Below are 15,813 nucleotides of genomic sequence, written 5' to 3' on the forward strand. Positions count from 1 at the left end.
AAAGTGGTCAATTTCTTATTATCCTTAACCTACATGATACCAAAAAATAAGCATTTTGTCACGAATCAGTCACCTATTCTGATATCCTAAAATCTACAAAAAAATCAATACGAATTGCCAGATATTGGCATAAAAACTGTTTAATCAAGCTAACCCTTCAAAAATAGAGTCATTTTTCATGGCCAACTGAAGCTTATGAAAAGCTCCAACTTCAATTTGACGAACACGTTCTCGAGATACACCCAACTTTTTAGACAAGATCTCTAAGGTTTCTGGTGGATCCTTAAGACGTCGACACTTTAACACCTCAGATTCCCTCGGTGTTAGTCCCTCAAGTGCACGAGTTAAAAGGGCATATCGCTTTTGGTGCTCATCTTCATGAAGCAATTTTGTTTCTTGGTTTTCCCTCTCGTCTACGAGCCAATCTTGCCACTCCTCCGTGCCATCTTCTCCATGGCTTTTTATGGGAACATTTAGAGACACGTCTGGCTGCAAAAGTCGTCGATTCATGCCTAAGACTTCTTCTTCTCTAATACCCATATTTTTAGCAATTTTCTTAGCTTCTGCAGGCGTTAAATCCCCCTCATCTGCCGCTTTGATCTCCCGCTTTAGGCGTTTAAGACTAAAAAAGAGACGTTTTTGACTGCTTGAACTGCTTACTTTGACCAAAGACCATGATTTTAGGATATATTCCTGGATAGTAGCTCGAATCCACCATACGGCATATGTTGAGAGGCGGAATCCTTTTTCAGGCGCAAATCGTTTGACGGCATGCATCAAGCCAATATTACCCTCAGCGATCATTTCTCCCATGGGCAGACCATACCCCCGATAACCTCCAGCAATTTTGGCCACAAGCCTCAAATGACTTGTGACAAGCTCGTGGGCTGCTTTCTTGTCCTGATGTTCAATCCAGCGCCTAGCAAGAGTATACTCTTCATCACGCTCTAACATGGGGAATTTCTTAATTTCCCGCAGATAATGTGATAACGAGCCTTCACTGGCTACACTGGGAACTTCAAACGATTTATCCATGACCCGAACTCTATACAAAACTATTCTCTAAGTATAGGAAAACTTCAGTGCTTAAGGCCTTTCAAAAAGATCCTTTTCACATCGGAGAAGTTACTTTGATCAATGATTATAATGGATTGTTGCCCATCTGTTTTCTCGCTCACCCGCAAGAAAATCTTTTTATCAGAAGTCTGCATCTCTAAAATGTGGCTTTCTTCGGGCAAAAGCACAACTGTTTCTTTAGCTTCAGAGGTGTCAATTGTCGAGACTTCTAACTTTTTGTAGAGTAATATCCCAAGACCAGTCGTTCCAAAGAGAATAAGGATCCCCATGCCTATGACTAAAAGTTTTAACGCCTTCACTATTGAGTCTCCTTAATGGCCACTGCCGACATTCGTACCTACATCATTCCCGAAGAGTTTGCGGGTAAGAGGCTGGATCAAGTCTTAGCAAAAGCTTGGCCTGATCTATCTCGCACACGCCTAAAGGCCCTCATACTGGCTGGACAACTTCAGAAAGACAAAGGCATCATAGGGGACCCATCCCATAGGGTCAAATGCAGAGAACATTTTGAAATTCATATTCCACCACCTGAAGATCCTATTCCCAAGCCAGAAGCCATTGAACTTGATGTGATATTTGAAGATGACCAACTTCTTGTCATAAACAAACCCGCTGGTTTAGTGGTTCATCCCGCCCCAGGCAACCCCAATCGGACCCTTGTCAATGCTCTTCTAGCCCATTGTGGCGACTCTCTCTCAGGCATCTCAGGCGTCAAACGCCCCGGTATCGTTCATCGACTGGATAAAGAAACAAGTGGCCTAATGGTGGTTGCTAAAACAAACGAAGCTCACCACTTCCTTTCTGCCCAATTTGCCAACCGAGAACTTAGTCGCACGTACCAAGCCCTTGCCTGGGGCATCCCAAGAACCCTCAAAGGGACCGTGGAAGGCAATATTGGGCGTCATCCTCGAAACCGAAAAAAAATGACCGTTCTGACACGAAGTGGTAAATCCGCCATAACCCATTATAAAACGACCAAAAAACTTGGGCAATTGGCCTGTCTAATAGAGTGTAAACTGGAAACAGGCCGCACCCATCAGATTCGTGTCCATCTATCCCATATAGGTCATCCGATCATTGGCGATCCTCTCTATGGCAAGCGACCCCAAACTTCTCCTGTCACTAAATTGCTGCTAGCTATAGACTGGCCAAAAGACCGCCAAGCCTTGCATGCCACGCACCTTAAGTTTATCCATCCAACAACCAAAGAAGAAGTGGCATTTTCCTGTCCTCTGCCCAAAGATATGGAAAACTTACTCAAAGAACTATCCTGCATTTCAGATGAGAAAAAAAGCCGCTAAACCCTATGGTAAACGTTTTTCAGTAGGTCATCATTAAAATTTGACACAAACAATGGCCACATAAATGGCAGCATAACGGCAACATATGATATACTGAGATTTTGGGGAACTGGCCTCAGAGCCAGTGTTACAGGATAGATTTTATATGGAGGGATTAAAATGTTGTACAAAAGCTTATTAACAGTCGCATCACTCATGATTTTGGGTGCTTTTTGGCCTTCAAGTGGAGCTATGGCTTACGAGAAAAAAGAAGATTTAACTTCACTCGATAAATACATGTTAAAATCGGCAGCGGAAATGGGAATGGGAATGAAGGGAGAGGGAATGGAAGTAGGAGAGGAAATGGAATCGTCTGAATCTTCCGCAGAAGAATGAGAATTCCATCTTGACTCCTAAGGAAGGATTCTAGGATCGTAAGTGGCCAATTGGGCCATGACGGTGTGATTTCGTGACAAACGCGAGTTACGCGTGCAGTAGATAAAGCAAAAAAATTGCCCAATCCTGCGCAGTCCGAGTAATTCTTCAAAATTTAAACAACAAAATGTTGCATTTAAACTAGTAATCTTCCCAGAAATCTCCTAAAATTGGAGTGTAGAAAAGCGCATAAACTCACAGGGAAAAAAATGATTTCTACAGTAAAAAAGTCACCGCTAGATGAAGTTGCTTTGTTGCTTCCCAAGAAAAGTGGAAAAAAACAAAAGTCCCTGGTGGATTTTATGTACCAGTTATTAGAAAATACCAGTCATGGTGATTTAGAGCAATTAGGCACAAAAACCCTGGCATCGTTAGCCGATGATTTTTATCACTTTGCTCAACAACGAAAAGCAGGAGAAGAAAAAGTTAAGGCCTTTATTCCTGATGCCAAGAGGTTCCCTAATTTAGCTAACAGTACTGTTATTGAAGTCGTCCATGATGACATGCCTTTTCTCGTAGATTCTTTGACCAGTGAGCTGCAAAGGCATGATCTTACGATCCGACTCACCATCCACCCCGTCATAAAAATCGAGAGAACCGCTGGGGGAGCAGTCCAAAAAATTCTAGATCGCAGAAATGCTTTAGAAAAAGATCATTTCGAATCTTGCATCGTTATTGTATTGGCCGAAACTCTTTCCAATAAAAAATTAGACGACATTAAATCAAATATTGTGAAGGTTCTTAAAGATGTTCAGAAAAGCGTCCGAGACTGGGCCGCCATGCGCTCTCGTGTTCTAGAAGCCGAATATATGGTTGAACAGAATGCCCTACTGAATTCAGATAAGGATAGAGACGAAGTGGTCGAATTTCTACGCTGGCTGAGCAATGACCATTTTACGTTTCTGGGCTATCGCGACTACACTTTTTCAAAAGCTAAAGCAGATCCAGATCTTATCTCAAGTTTGGGTTTCTTATCTGACACTCATCGTAGACTCTTCAAAGGCAATAGCGACTTTCTGAGCCCTCAATGCCAAATAGGAAAAAAGTGCACTCTCTCAGATGTTTTGATGATTACTAAAACCATCTGTCGTTCTACCGTTCACCGAAACGCCCCCATGGACGTTATCCGACTTAAAAAATTCGATGAAAGTGGAAATGTTATTGGTGAAATCCAGTTCGTTGGACTATTTACCTCAACAGCTTACAATAGAAGTCCGAGAGACATTCCGCTCTTGCGACGTAAGGTACGTCAAGTCCTGAAGAAATCAAGTTTCTCCCCCCAATGGCACGATGGAAAAGCGTTAATACATATCTTGGAATCCTTGCCCCGGGATGAACTTTTTCAGATGACCAACGAGAATTTGTACGAAGTAAGCATAGCTATTCTTCACTTGCAAGAGCGACAACGCCTCTCCCTTTTTGTGAGAGAAGACCCCTTTGAGCATTTTATTTCCTGTCTCATTTATGTCCCTCAAGACCGCTATAACTCCGAACTTAGAGAGAAAATGCAGGAAATTCTCGAGGCGGCTTTCCAAGGTCCCATTAGCTTTTGGCAGTCCCAACTGGGAGATCTCCCTTATGCACGCGTACACTTCATTATTACACTCTCGCCGGGAGCTCTCCCTAAGTACGATACAAAAGAACTTGAACAAAAACTATTTCAAGCTTCCCTGTCCTGGAAAGATCTCCTAAAAGAGCAGTTTATTGAAACATTTAGCGCTGGAACTGGTCGTGAATATTTTCGACACTTTGCCAAAGCGTTTCCAGTTCCATATCAATCTAGATATGGAGCACAAACTGCTACAGAAGATGCTTTACGGATTGACGAAATCTCTGCAGATGCCCCTCTCTCGATAAAATTAGTCAGCCCCAGTGAAGCCACTAAACCAGAACTTCATGCTAAGCTATATCATCATGATCAGGCCTTACCACTAGCCGCAGTCCTACCTCTTTTTGAGAGTATGGGGCTCAAAGTTCTGAATGAGACTTCTTTTAAGATACTGCCCAAAGAAAGATTATCCCCCGTCTGGATTCACGACTTTGAAATTTCTCTAGAGAGACTTGAACTCAAAGACACTCTAAAGGTTAGTGCCCTTTTTGAAGACTGTTTTCTTAAAATACATCAAGGAGTTGTCGAAAATGACCAGTTCAATGCTCTGGTTTTTAAAAGTGAATCGCCCTGGCATAATATCGTCATCTTGCGAGCGTATGCCAAATACTTGCGCCAATTAGGGGTTCCTTATAGTCAAAGCTACATTGAAGAAGCGCTTATTCATCAACCTAACATCGTAAAAAAACTGGTTGATCTCTTTTATCTCCGATTTGACCCTGAAATGCAGAAGATCAAAACGAGAGAATCTAAAGAAAAAAATCTTGTTTCGTCCATAACGAAAGCGCTCGATGAGGTCAAAAGTCTTGATGAAGACCGGATTTTAAGAAGCTACCTGAACCTTATTACATCAACACTTCGTACAAATTATTTCCAGCGAAAAATAGAAGAACAAAAAGAGAATGTCCTTTCATTCAAAATTCATGCAGCCAAAATTTTTGACATGCCAGAACCACGCCCAGAATACGAAATCTTTATGTACTCCCCACGAATGGAAGCTGTCCATTTACGGGGTGGCAAAATTGCCCGAGGAGGCATCCGCTGGTCAGATCGTCGTGAAGACTTCAGAACCGAAATCTTGGGGCTCATGAAAGCCCAGATGGTTAAAAATACAGTTATCGTGCCCACGGGTGCTAAGGGCGGCTTTATCGTAAAAACGACCAAAAATGGGAAAACACGAGACGAATTTCTCCAGGAAGGGATCGCCTGTTATCAACAGATGATTCGAGGAATCCTAGATATCACTGATAACATTAAGAGTGGCAAAGCGGTCCCTCCCCAAAAAGTAGTGATATATGATGAAGATGATCCGTATCTTGTGGTCGCGGCAGACAAAGGAACTGCTACTTTCTCTGACATAGCCAACGAAATTTCTGCCGAATATAACTTCTGGCTCGGGGATGCTTTTGCTTCTGGCGGAACTTCTGGATACGATCATAAAAATATGGGGATAACAGCCCGGGGAGCGTGGGAGTCGGTCAAGCGCCATTTTCAAGAATTGAATACCAATATAGAAACGACTGATTTCGCGGTAGTGGGCATTGGTGACATGGCTGGCGATGTTTTTGGCAATGGTATGCTTTGTTCTTCTCACATTAAGTTGATCGGTGCATTTAATCACCAACATATTTTTCTGGACCCAAATCCAGATGCCTCAAAGAGTTTTGCAGAAAGACAGAGACTTTTTAAGCTCCCTCGATCCAGTTGGGAAGATTATAATTCGAAGCTAATTTCTAAAGGCGGGGGTGTCTTTAGTCGTCAAGCAAAAGCAATAAAACTTTCTAAAGAAACGAAGGCGCTTCTGGGTATAGCCCATGACTCTCTCTCTCCAAATGAGCTTATTAAAGCCCTTTTAAAAGCGTCCTATGACCTTCTTTGGTTTGGAGGCATTGGGACCTTCATAAAAAGCTCTGACGAAAAAAATTCTGACGCTGGAGATCGATCCAATGATGGGCTCCGTGTAAATGCTAAAGACTTAAATTGCCGTATTATTGGAGAAGGCGCCAATTTAGGCATTACTCAAAAGGGCCGCATCGAATTCGCTCTAGCCGGCGGAAAAATAAACACTGATTTTATAGATAACTCAGCCGGTGTCGACTGCTCTGATCATGAAGTAAATCTTAAAATTTTTATGAAACAGTTAATTGATCAAAAAGTTTTAAGCCCCGCTAAAAGAAATACTTTGTTGGCACAAATAGAACCAAATGTTGCTTCCCTGGTGTTGCGAGACAACTACCTACAAACACAAATTATCAGTATCATTGAATCCCAAGGCATAAAGATTCTTGGCCAACAAGCCAGGTTTATGAGAAACCTTGAGCGCATGCAGATACTTAACCGAGAGCTAGAGTTTCTCCCAAATGACGATATTATCGCCGAACGTTTCGCTCATGGAATCGGTTTCACTCGCCCTGAGATCGCTGTCTTACTCTCTTACAGTAAAATATCACTGAAAATAAAACTTATGGAATCTTCTAGTACTGAAGATTCGCATTTTCTGAGCAATTTATATGACTACTTTCCGAAAAAGATCCAAGAAAAATATAAAAAGCAAATGATGAATCACCCTCTAAAAAGGGAAATAATTTTGACCCAAGTGATCAATGAAATGGTGAATAGGACTGGTTTTGCCTTCGTCACAGACATGGTTGAACAATCCGGTGCAAAAATTAGAGATGTCCTAAAATCCTATACAATCGTGTGCAGTATCTTCGATCTTAATAGTCACTGGGAATCAATTGAAAAATTGGACAATAAAGTAAACGCTGAAACTCAAACACAAATGCAAATGGAAGTCGTCCACTTTCTCAGGCTCTCTGTTTTATGGTTTTTAAGACACAAACGTTTCAATATTCAGGATGAAATTAAAGCATTTTCTGAAGGAATCATGTCCTTAAGTTCTAATATGACCAAATATGTGACGAAGTCAGATTATGAGTTAAATCTGGAGGAATCCAAAAACTATATTTCTTGTAGTGTTCCAAAGCAACTTGCTCAAAAAATAGCCTTCATGAATTTTCTTCCATTTAGTCTTTATATTGTCCAGATATCAAAGGAATGTACTATTTCCATTGAATCTATTGCCCGTACATATTTTTATGTGGGAGAATTCTTTGGATTTAATTGGCTTCGAGATGAAGCCGACAACCTTATTTCTGAAAACTATTGGCAAAAAATCTCCATAAGTGCCCTTGTCGACGAACTTTCCAAATGTCAGAGCAAACTTACGAAGGCTATTCTCCAGTACTGTCAAAAATCCCAGAAAGGATGTCCAAATATTAACAAGCCTGAAGTGGTTGTAGATCACTGGGTACAAAATCATTCCAACATTTATACTCAATTGGATCAGCTTTTAAATGATTTCAAAACCCATAACGTCGATATATCGATGCTTTTTGTCGCTGTTCGTCAACTAAATGAGTTTTTAAAACTACCGACAACTTATCCACGAAATCCGTGAATAAGCCTGTGGATAAGCACTGAATAATTCGTCTATCTTAAGCTCTAGAAAGACTTTTTTCCTGATTGACTCCTTTTTGAGCAACTCTAAAAATATATATTTAACTTGTTGTTTTGTAAGTATATTTTTTATTGATGATATTTTTCAAATTTAAAATGTAGCTTCAGTTTGTCAACAAGTATTTGGGGGAAATTCCCCCTCAATTCCCCTTGTGAATATTTTTAATGGTTTAGAGTAAGTCTAAAGTGTTTTCTAAATGAAAAAGAAAAAGCTGATTAATAAACTTGGCTCCCAACATCTACAAGAAACTTAAACCATCCCCAGTGCATTTCGATAAAGGTCTAAAAGCTCCTCTTGTTCGGCCAAGTCTTCCTTATCCATTTTCCTAAGTTTGACAATTTGTCTCATGATTTTGGCGTCAAAACCCACTGATTTTGCTTCCGCATATACCTCTCGCAGATCCTGTGCCATATTTGATTTATCTTCTTCCAGTTTTTCGATCCGATCAATAAAACTTCTAAGTCTATCGGTCCCAACACTTAATACTTCAGCCATAATTAACACTCCTACATATGTGGATGTGAACTTTAGCTTTCCAGCTTTTCTATGACAAGGGACAAAAATTCTTTCATTGCGTAATTTTTGCTTTCATTCTCCCATGAAGCTGAGGATAATGAGATTAATTATAGGGAATTTTTATGCCACATACACCTCATGCTAAAATTGTTGCCACTCTAGGCCCTGCTAGCGCCTCAGAGCAAGTCATTGAAGAGCTCTATGAGAGAGGCGTAGATGTCTTTCGGTTGAACTTCTCCCACGGGACCCATGAGGATCATAAGGCATCCTTTGACATTATTCGAAAGCTAGAACGAAAAGTAGAACGTCCCATTGGCGTCCTTATGGACCTTCAAGGTCCGAAACTCAGGATTAGTAACTTTAAGGATGGATCTATCCAGCTAAAGCCTGGAGATACCTTCCGTCTGGACTCGGATTCCAGCAAAGGAGACACTTCACGTATCTACCTCCCTCACCCTGAGATTTTCCATGTTATCTCCAAAAGCATGAGTCTTTTGCTAGACGATGGAAAAATTCACCTGAAAGTTCTTCATCATGCAAAAGATTACATCGACACCCAGGTTATTGTGGGAGGAACCCTATCGAACCATAAAGGTGTCAATATTCCGGATGTAAAACTACCTATTTCTGCTCTTACGGAAAAAGATAAGAAGGATCTTGCATACGGATTAAAACTGGGGGTGGATTGGGTTGCTCTTTCCTTTGTCCAACGCCCAAAAGATATTTTAGAAGCACAAAAGCTGATAAAAGGAAATGCTGGCCTTATTTCTAAACTTGAAAAACCATCTGCCATAGAGCATTTAAATGAAATTGTTGAGCTTTCCGACGCTATTATGGTTGCCCGAGGAGACCTGGGAGTTGAAATGCCGCCTGAAGAAGTTCCTATCATCCAAAAGCGCATCATTAAGGCCTGTAGGAAAGCGGGAAAACCAGTAATTATTGCCACACAGATGCTGGATTCTATGATTCACTCTCCCACGCCTACCCGCGCAGAAGCCTCCGACGTTGCAACAGCCATATATGATGGTGTGGATGCCGTTATGCTGTCAGCCGAATCGGCCTCTGGACACTTTCCTGTAGAAACCGTTGATATGATGGACAGAATTATTAGGCGGGTTGAAGAAGATCCTCTATATAGAAAGCTGCTAGAAGTCAGTCGCCCTGACCCACAAGAAACAGTTGAGGATGCTATTACTGCTGCAGCAAGAAAAGTAGCTCAAACCCTTCCCATTTCTGCAATTGTTGCCTTCACCGAAACGGGGGCAACTCCTTGCCGAGAAGCCCGAGAGCGCCCAGAATCTCATATTCTCGCCCTAACACCAAAGCTTGAAACAGCACGGAGGCTTTCTCTAGTATGGGGAATCTATCCCATTGTTATAGAACGAGAAATTGAAAGAACCAAGCAGATGGTTGAAACGGCCTGCTTCCATGCTTTGCATAAAAAATTTGCCAATAAAGGGGATCTGCTCGTCATTACGGCAGGCATCCCCCTTCGAACCCCGGGGACTTCTAACTTCCTTCGTATTGTTAAGGTGCAATAGCTTAGAAGCTCACCTTGAAAAATTTAGAAACACCTCTTAAGCTGCATGAATATTAATTAGATAGAGGACTGCATAAAACCATGTCACAAACCCTCACCATTTTTCTTTTCATTGCGATGGGTGCTGCATTTGTCGCGCTTCTGGTAGGACTTTTCACCTTCTTTAAAGGCGGAGAGTTCAACAAGAAACATGGGAATCAGTTTATGCGCTGGCGTATTCTCCTTCAAGGATTAGCGCTCATTTTATTTACCTTCCTTTTACTCTACGCTCAAAGGGGATAAAAGTGGTTAGGTTGACCAAAATCTACACTCGTGGAGGGGATAAGGGGAAAACATCCTTAGGAGATGGAACACGCGTCTGTAAATCTGACCCAAGAATTATAGCTCTTTGCGCTATTGACGAAGCCAATGCAACCATTGGTTTAGTACGCCTTGATCTATCCGGACATCTAGAACAGATGATTAGACGCATTCAAAATGATCTTTTCGATCTAGGAGCTGATATTTGTCTTCCCGTAAAAACAAAACGGGAAAATCCCTTACGCCTCTCTGAGGAACAGGTGAAACGCCTCGAAAAAGAGATCGATACTTTAAATAAGGATTTGTCTCCCTTAACTTCTTTTGTCCTTCCTGGAGGCACAAAAGCATCTACCCACCTTCACCTCGCTCGTACTGTAACACGGCGTGCAGAATGTGCGATGATCAGCCTTAATAAAAAGTCCCCCGTCAACCCACTTGCCATCCAATACATTAACCGCCTTTCAGATCTCTTATTCGTTCTAGCACGCACCTTAAATGATCATGGAAATCGAGATGTTTTATGGGTACCAGGAGAGCATCACTCACTCTAAAAAAAAATTAATCATTTCCAATGACTTCTGATGACATTTTGCTAACTACATAAAAAAAAAGAATTAAAAAGCGTTGCGAGCCTCATTTAAAGCAGCTAGACTGGACTTCATCCTTTAAAATAAAAATAAGAAATATGGGGAGAATATAATGGCACTGGGTTCTTTTACGAATAATCCTTTTTTCAAGAAATTTCTGGTTTTTCCAGGAACAGATAAAGGTTCGGACTCAAAACAATCTTTAAAGTTAAAGCAATATGACATGTCTAAGAGATGGCTAGAAAGCCTTTCACCTGTCAACGACAATGAAGAAATTCGTCTTGAAGATATCGACACAAATGATTTGTTCGAAGCTCTAGGCTTTCCACACTTGAAAGATAAAACAGCCTCAAATGGGCCGTCTGATCTTTTATTCTGGAAAAGCAGGGACGAATTCTACAACTAAACATCTGTCCAAAATCCTTTACAAGTGAAGTTACCTTCGCTTGTAAGGAGTTTGGGCTGATTTAGTTTCCATTGTTGACAATATCATCAATCAGACTCCTTGCCCGCCTGATGGATTTTTATTGAAAAACTTAATTTTTTCTTAATACTCCCAACTTACTCATATACTTTACTAGCTTAATATGCTTAACCTTGTGGCATCTTTGAACACATAGCATATTAAATATTGATTTGAAAAATGAGTAAACGTCGCATTCTTCTGGCTGGTACCCTTGGAAACGCTCTAGAGTTTTACGACTTCACCCTCTTCGGTGCCTTTGCGTCAACTCTAGCAAATGTGTTTTTTCCATCGGAAGATCCCATGATCTCCCTCCTTTCTGGTTGGATTGTATTTGCAGTTGGATTTTTAATGCGCCCTTTCGGCGCCGCACTTTTCGGATATATTGGTGATAAGTATGGGCGCAAAAAATCTCTCACACTGTCTCTCTTACTTATGTCCATTCCAACCTTGATTATTGGCACCATGCCTGGCCATGCGTCTGTGGGAATAATCGCCCCCATTTGCATCATTCTCTGCCGTCTCCTTCAAGGAATTTGTACGGGAGGAGAGTACAATGGAGCTGCCATTTTTTCTTTGGAGCACCTTGGAAAATCACATCTTGGGCTAGTTGGCGGATTTATCGGAGGATCATGTGTATTAGGAGCTCTCACTGCCATGGGGTTTGCCTATATTGCAACCAAACCAGGCATGCCAGATTGGGCATGGCGAGTTCCCTTTATTTTGGGATCTGCCGTAAGTCTACTCGGATTTTATATTCGTAAAAACTTGACCGAAACACCCGAGTTTCAAAAGGCTAACACCAACGAAACTTGGGAACAAAGACTATCTTTTCTAAAAACCGTAAAAGCGTATAAAAAGTTAATTTTCGTTACGTTTGTTATTGGGGCTCTCAACGGTATTCTCTCGTACACTATATTCGGATTTTTAAACACCTATCTCAGCGGCTTTTTCAATGTTCCAATAAATGATGCCATTTTCTATAATCTTTTTGGTTTATTTACGATGATGCTTGCTTCCCCCCTGTTTGGCTATGCTCTAGACCGCATTGGTCCCCACAAATTTATGACTCGGGCTTGTTTAACCATTTTTGTATCTGCCATCCCCATTTTTCTTCTTTTTCAAACCAACAATGTCAGCTGCATCATCATGGGACAACTTTTTCTAGGCTTGCTAGCAGCCAGTTTTATTGGACCACAGCATGCCTTTGTTCAAGAACTTTTCCCAGTGAAAGCTCGCTTCACAGGCATTGCACTTGGTTTTGCGAGTGGAATGGGCTTGTGCGGAGGATTTACCCCATACATTCTAATCAATATTCTGAACGATACGGGATTTCTTTTAGCACCTGCTCTCTTGCTTATGTGTGGAAGCATCGTTTGTTTTATAGTCACACGTAAGGTTAAGTTTGAAATGAAGTTTGCTCCAAAACAAACACATTTTATTCCAAAAAAAGCCGCTTGAAGTCACCATATTGACTTTTATTTATTAAAAACAACCTCTCTGTAAATTCCTTTTTTACCCCGTTGATGTAATTTTCTTGACAGAGTTTTGATTTCTGTAACATAAGTTAATCTGTTGAACTTTGATCGTAAGAATATGACTACAATGGGAAAAATGTATAATGAATCAAGTATATGCTCAGAACTCTACTATCCCCCTCGGAACTACCACCTGCTTCAAAAATTTTGAACCAATCCTCTCAAATCCCCAGAACGTATTTTATGCCGAAACTAACAAAAAAACACCCGTTACCCTTTATATAGTTGCGGTCTCTGCAGGTTTTCCAACTCCTGCAAAAGAGCATATGGAAGGACCCCTTGACCTGAACGAACACCTAGTAACAAACCCAGAATCTATGTTCTTTGTTCGAGTAAGTGGGGACTCCATGGTCGGTGCCGGCATCAATCCTTCTGATCTCTTAGTTGTTGACAAAAGCTTATCTCCAGACAGTGGCCGGATTGCCGTCGTCGCTATAGATGATCAATTGACTGTTAAGCGACTTTACAAGGAGAAAGATGAGCTCTTTCTTCTACCTGAAAATCCTAAATATCCGAAACTGGTGATTTCGGAAGACATGAATGTTAAAATATGGGGCGTTGTCACCCACGTTATACATCCCGTCTAGTCTCTACATTGGATAAATTACAAACAACGTGTTATAAAGTTTAAATTTTAAGAAATACTGTCAGGTGTCCCTTGAAGTCGCATTATGCTCGTTCTTTTGCTCTGGTAGACTGTAATAATTTTTATGTGTCCTGTGAGCGTATTTTCCAGCCTTCCCTTGAAGAAAAACCTGTAATTGTGCTGTCCAATAATGATGGATGTGTCATCTCTCGATCCAGCGAGGTGAAAAAACTTCAAATTCCTATGGGAGCCCCTGTTCACCAAATTAAAAATCTTATCGAAAAACATAAAATTAAGGTTTTTTCTTCCAATTTTGCTCTCTACGGAGATATTTCCCGCCGTGTTATGCAGACACTGGCTTATTTTGCTTCCCATATGGAAGTTTACTCCATTGATGAAGCTTTTTTGGACACAACCGGCATAGAAAATGTGCTCTCCTATGGAAAAACAATTCGCAAAACCCTCTGCCAGTGGACTGGAATCCCTGTTTCCATCGGATTTGGATCCACCAAAACCCTCGCTAAAATAGCCAATTATATTGCAAAGAAAGGAATGTGGAACACACAAGAAGGGGTTTTTGACTTAACTCATCACATACATATGGATTCCTGCCTTGAGTCTATTGCTGTGGAAGATATATGGGGAATTGGCCAAGCCTCTGCAAACTTGCTAAAATCCTATAATATCTCAACTGCTCAACACCTAAAAGAAACGCCACTAGAATGGATTCGCTACAAAATGGGCATTGTTGGCGTCCGCCTTGTTCAAGAGCTAAGAGGAATTTCGACACTTGCTCTTGAACAAGCACCACCCACGCGCAAAAGCCTTATTATTTCTCGTTCATTTAAAAAACCTTTGACTACCTTTGAAGAACTTAAAACAAAAATTGCTCAATTCTCTTCTCGGGCCGCAGAAAAACTACGCCATGAAAAACTTGCTGCCAGCGCCATCTGCATATCAATCCGGACAAGCCCCTTTGGCAAAAGGCCAAAATACACAAAGTCTACCTGTATTCCACTTCTGGAAGCCTCAAACGACACACGCAAAATCATCAAAGCCGCTACAACAGGACTTGCTCAGCTTTTTCTTGCAAACTTTCAGTACAAGAAAGCTGGAATCACCCTTATGAAGCTCGTCCCAGAAACACAGATCCAAAAAAGTCTATTTTCATCTGAGTCAGACTCTCTTCAAGTTAAAGAGGAGATTCTTAACAAAACGATGGATAAGATTAATCGTAAGCTAGGTCCGAAAACATTGCAATATGGTGCCGCAGGAACCAAAAACACCTCGATTCCCGAAAGAAAATTCACTTCGCCACCTTATACAACCAACTGGAATCACTTGCCAAATGTTTCCTGAGCTGAGCTCTTCTTACCTTTAGAAACTCCAGGAAATAGAAACAGCAATCAGATAATTATACATATTTTTTGCCTAATGCAGCCATGTAACTATTTGTCACAACCTGTTGATAAAAACTTGCATGTGGTTATTTCTTGTAGTACGTTTTCTGCTTGAAGGTAAGTACTACTTTTCAGTAGAATATTATTATTTAAATTCCAATTGAAGGAACCAGGGGTTATGTCACGAGGCGGCAAGAGAACAGGAGCCGGCAGAAAAGTAGGAAGTGGAAAGTACGGAGAACCCACGAAGGTTATACGCGTCCCTGTCAGTAAAGTAAGTGCCGTTTCAAAAATACTTCTCCAAACTTTTCAAGAAAACGCGGGAACAAAGGCAACGGATGTTTTTAAAGCAAAAACAGAATCAAAAAAAGCTGCAACCCTCTATAGCACAAAAGTAGCCGCGGGATTTCCTTCTCCCGCAGATGAATACTCGGAAGGGCCTCTAGATCTTAATGAACATCTCATTCACAATTCTGCCGCAACTTTTTTTGTAAAAGTGACTGGTGACTCCATGATTGGTGCTGGCATTCATCCAGGAGATCTTCTTATTGTGGATCGCAGTCTTTCAGCGGAAAATAATAAAGTAGCTATTGTCGCTATAAATGGTGAATTGACGGTAAAGCGCCTTTCACGACAAAGTGACTGTCTTTACTTGTTGGCTGAAAATCCACATTGCGCCAAAATTGAAGTAACAGAAGAAATGGACGCCAAAATTTGGGGAATTGTCACAACCGTGATTCATCCTCTCTGATTACAGGTTCGCACTGCCCCGCTTAAATTCTTACGTCTTTGGATTAAAAAAAAAGCCTTGTAAATACAAGGCTGGGCGCCTCTATTAACCTCTAGACATGACGTAAACATCTGATATAAAGAGATAGTTGGTTATTTTTGGAGGGTTTATAAATGTCACAGCCAGGATTTTTTGATGTTGAGAATAGATTGGAAGCGCTATCTGAGTTTGG

General features: G+C 41.1%; 14 protein-coding genes. 11 read left to right on the plus strand and 3 right to left on the minus strand.

The features are described 5' to 3' along the window. Positions 1 to 144: 144 nt before the first annotated feature. Together rpoH and HOL16_07795 are read right to left on the minus strand one after the other, a co-directional pair. A complete protein-coding gene (gene rpoH / locus HOL16_07790; GenBank protein ID MBT5390579.1) occupies positions 145 to 1,035 on the minus strand; it encodes an RNA polymerase sigma factor RpoH in 891 nt (296 codons plus the stop codon). 44 nt (positions 1,036 to 1,079) lie between these two features. Further along, entirely contained in the window at positions 1,080 to 1,376 is a 297-nt protein-coding gene (locus HOL16_07795) for a hypothetical protein (GenBank protein ID MBT5390580.1), read from the minus strand. 15 nt (positions 1,377 to 1,391) lie between these two features. Between HOL16_07795 and HOL16_07800 the strand changes: the two genes are divergently transcribed. The 3 genes from HOL16_07800 (at position 1,392) to HOL16_07810 (ending at position 7,861) form a co-directional block, all read left to right on the plus strand. Beyond that, the gene (locus tag HOL16_07800) at positions 1,392 to 2,378 is read left to right on the plus strand and encodes an RluA family pseudouridine synthase (protein MBT5390581.1); all 987 of its coding nucleotides are present in this window, start codon (positions 1,392 to 1,394) and stop codon (positions 2,376 to 2,378) included. Positions 2,379 to 2,537: 159 nt separating this feature from the next. After that, positions 2,538 to 2,753, plus strand: coding sequence for a hypothetical protein (locus HOL16_07805; GenBank protein MBT5390582.1), 216 nt, complete (start codon positions 2,538 to 2,540; stop codon positions 2,751 to 2,753). Positions 2,754 to 3,001: 248 nt separating this feature from the next. Next, positions 3,002 to 7,861, plus strand: a complete 4,860-nt coding sequence (locus HOL16_07810) for an NAD-glutamate dehydrogenase (GenBank protein MBT5390583.1) — start codon at positions 3,002 to 3,004, stop codon at positions 7,859 to 7,861. Positions 7,862 to 8,170: 309 nt separating this feature from the next. Here the strand turns inward: HOL16_07810 and HOL16_07815 are convergent, their stop codons facing one another. Continuing rightward, positions 8,171 to 8,416: a DUF2312 domain-containing protein gene (locus HOL16_07815; protein ID MBT5390584.1), complete on the minus strand. Its 246-nt coding sequence runs from the start codon at positions 8,414 to 8,416 to the stop codon at positions 8,171 to 8,173. A gap of 143 nt (positions 8,417 to 8,559) precedes the next feature. Between HOL16_07815 and pyk the strand changes: the two genes are divergently transcribed. The 8 genes from pyk to umuD (HOL16_07855) all read left to right on the plus strand — a co-directional run bounded on the left by pyk (position 8,560) and on the right by umuD (HOL16_07855) (position 15,602). After that, positions 8,560 to 9,978: a pyruvate kinase gene (gene pyk / locus HOL16_07820; protein MBT5390585.1), complete on the plus strand. Its 1,419-nt coding sequence runs from the start codon at positions 8,560 to 8,562 to the stop codon at positions 9,976 to 9,978. A gap of 80 nt (positions 9,979 to 10,058) precedes the next feature. Continuing rightward, complete coding sequence (locus tag HOL16_07825; protein ID MBT5390586.1) at positions 10,059 to 10,259, plus strand: twin transmembrane helix small protein; 201 nt, start codon at positions 10,059 to 10,061, stop codon at positions 10,257 to 10,259. Between the two features lie 2 nt (positions 10,260 to 10,261). Then, positions 10,262 to 10,828 (plus strand): cob(I)yrinic acid a,c-diamide adenosyltransferase, encoded by a 567-nt coding sequence (locus HOL16_07830; protein ID MBT5390587.1) that lies wholly within the window; start codon positions 10,262 to 10,264, stop codon positions 10,826 to 10,828. Between the two features lie 148 nt (positions 10,829 to 10,976). Further along, positions 10,977 to 11,270, plus strand: a complete 294-nt coding sequence (locus HOL16_07835; GenBank protein MBT5390588.1) for a hypothetical protein — start codon at positions 10,977 to 10,979, stop codon at positions 11,268 to 11,270. Positions 11,271 to 11,507: 237 nt separating this feature from the next. Continuing rightward, the gene (locus HOL16_07840) at positions 11,508 to 12,788 is read left to right on the plus strand and encodes an MFS transporter (GenBank protein ID MBT5390589.1); all 1,281 of its coding nucleotides are present in this window, start codon (positions 11,508 to 11,510) and stop codon (positions 12,786 to 12,788) included. A 160-nt stretch (positions 12,789 to 12,948) separates the two neighbouring features. After that, positions 12,949 to 13,452, plus strand: coding sequence for a translesion error-prone DNA polymerase V autoproteolytic subunit (umuD, locus tag HOL16_07845; GenBank protein ID MBT5390590.1), 504 nt, complete (start codon positions 12,949 to 12,951; stop codon positions 13,450 to 13,452). 71 nt (positions 13,453 to 13,523) lie between these two features. Further along, positions 13,524 to 14,810: a Y-family DNA polymerase gene (locus tag HOL16_07850; protein MBT5390591.1), complete on the plus strand. Its 1,287-nt coding sequence runs from the start codon at positions 13,524 to 13,526 to the stop codon at positions 14,808 to 14,810. Positions 14,811 to 15,029: 219 nt separating this feature from the next. Continuing rightward, on the plus strand, positions 15,030 to 15,602 hold the full coding sequence (gene umuD / locus HOL16_07855) for a translesion error-prone DNA polymerase V autoproteolytic subunit (protein MBT5390592.1): 573 nt from the start codon (positions 15,030 to 15,032) through the stop codon (positions 15,600 to 15,602). Positions 15,603 to 15,813: the final 211 nt, after the last annotated feature.

This window comes from Alphaproteobacteria bacterium, from assembly GCA_018662925.1.
Lineage (GTDB): Bacteria > Pseudomonadota > Alphaproteobacteria > 16-39-46 > JABJFC01 > JABJFC01.

Coding starts and splice junctions, on each gene's coding strand:
- rpoH (MBT5390579.1), bottom strand. CDS start 1,035: ATGGATAAATCGTTTGAAGTTCCCAGTGTAGCCAGTGAAGGCTCGTTA.
- HOL16_07800 (MBT5390581.1), top strand. CDS start 1,392: ATGGCCACTGCCGACATTCGTACCTACATCATTCCCGAAGAGTTTGCG.
- HOL16_07805 (MBT5390582.1), top strand. CDS start 2,538: ATGTTGTACAAAAGCTTATTAACAGTCGCATCACTCATGATTTTGGGT.
- HOL16_07810 (MBT5390583.1), top strand. CDS start 3,002: ATGATTTCTACAGTAAAAAAGTCACCGCTAGATGAAGTTGCTTTGTTG.
- HOL16_07815 (MBT5390584.1), bottom strand. CDS start 8,416: ATGGCTGAAGTATTAAGTGTTGGGACCGATAGACTTAGAAGTTTTATT.
- pyk (MBT5390585.1), top strand. CDS start 8,560: ATGCCACATACACCTCATGCTAAAATTGTTGCCACTCTAGGCCCTGCT.
- HOL16_07825 (MBT5390586.1), top strand. CDS start 10,059: ATGTCACAAACCCTCACCATTTTTCTTTTCATTGCGATGGGTGCTGCA.
- HOL16_07835 (MBT5390588.1), top strand. CDS start 10,977: ATGGCACTGGGTTCTTTTACGAATAATCCTTTTTTCAAGAAATTTCTG.
- HOL16_07840 (MBT5390589.1), top strand. CDS start 11,508: ATGAGTAAACGTCGCATTCTTCTGGCTGGTACCCTTGGAAACGCTCTA.
- umuD (MBT5390590.1), top strand. CDS start 12,949: ATGAATCAAGTATATGCTCAGAACTCTACTATCCCCCTCGGAACTACC.
- umuD (MBT5390592.1), top strand. CDS start 15,030: ATGTCACGAGGCGGCAAGAGAACAGGAGCCGGCAGAAAAGTAGGAAGT.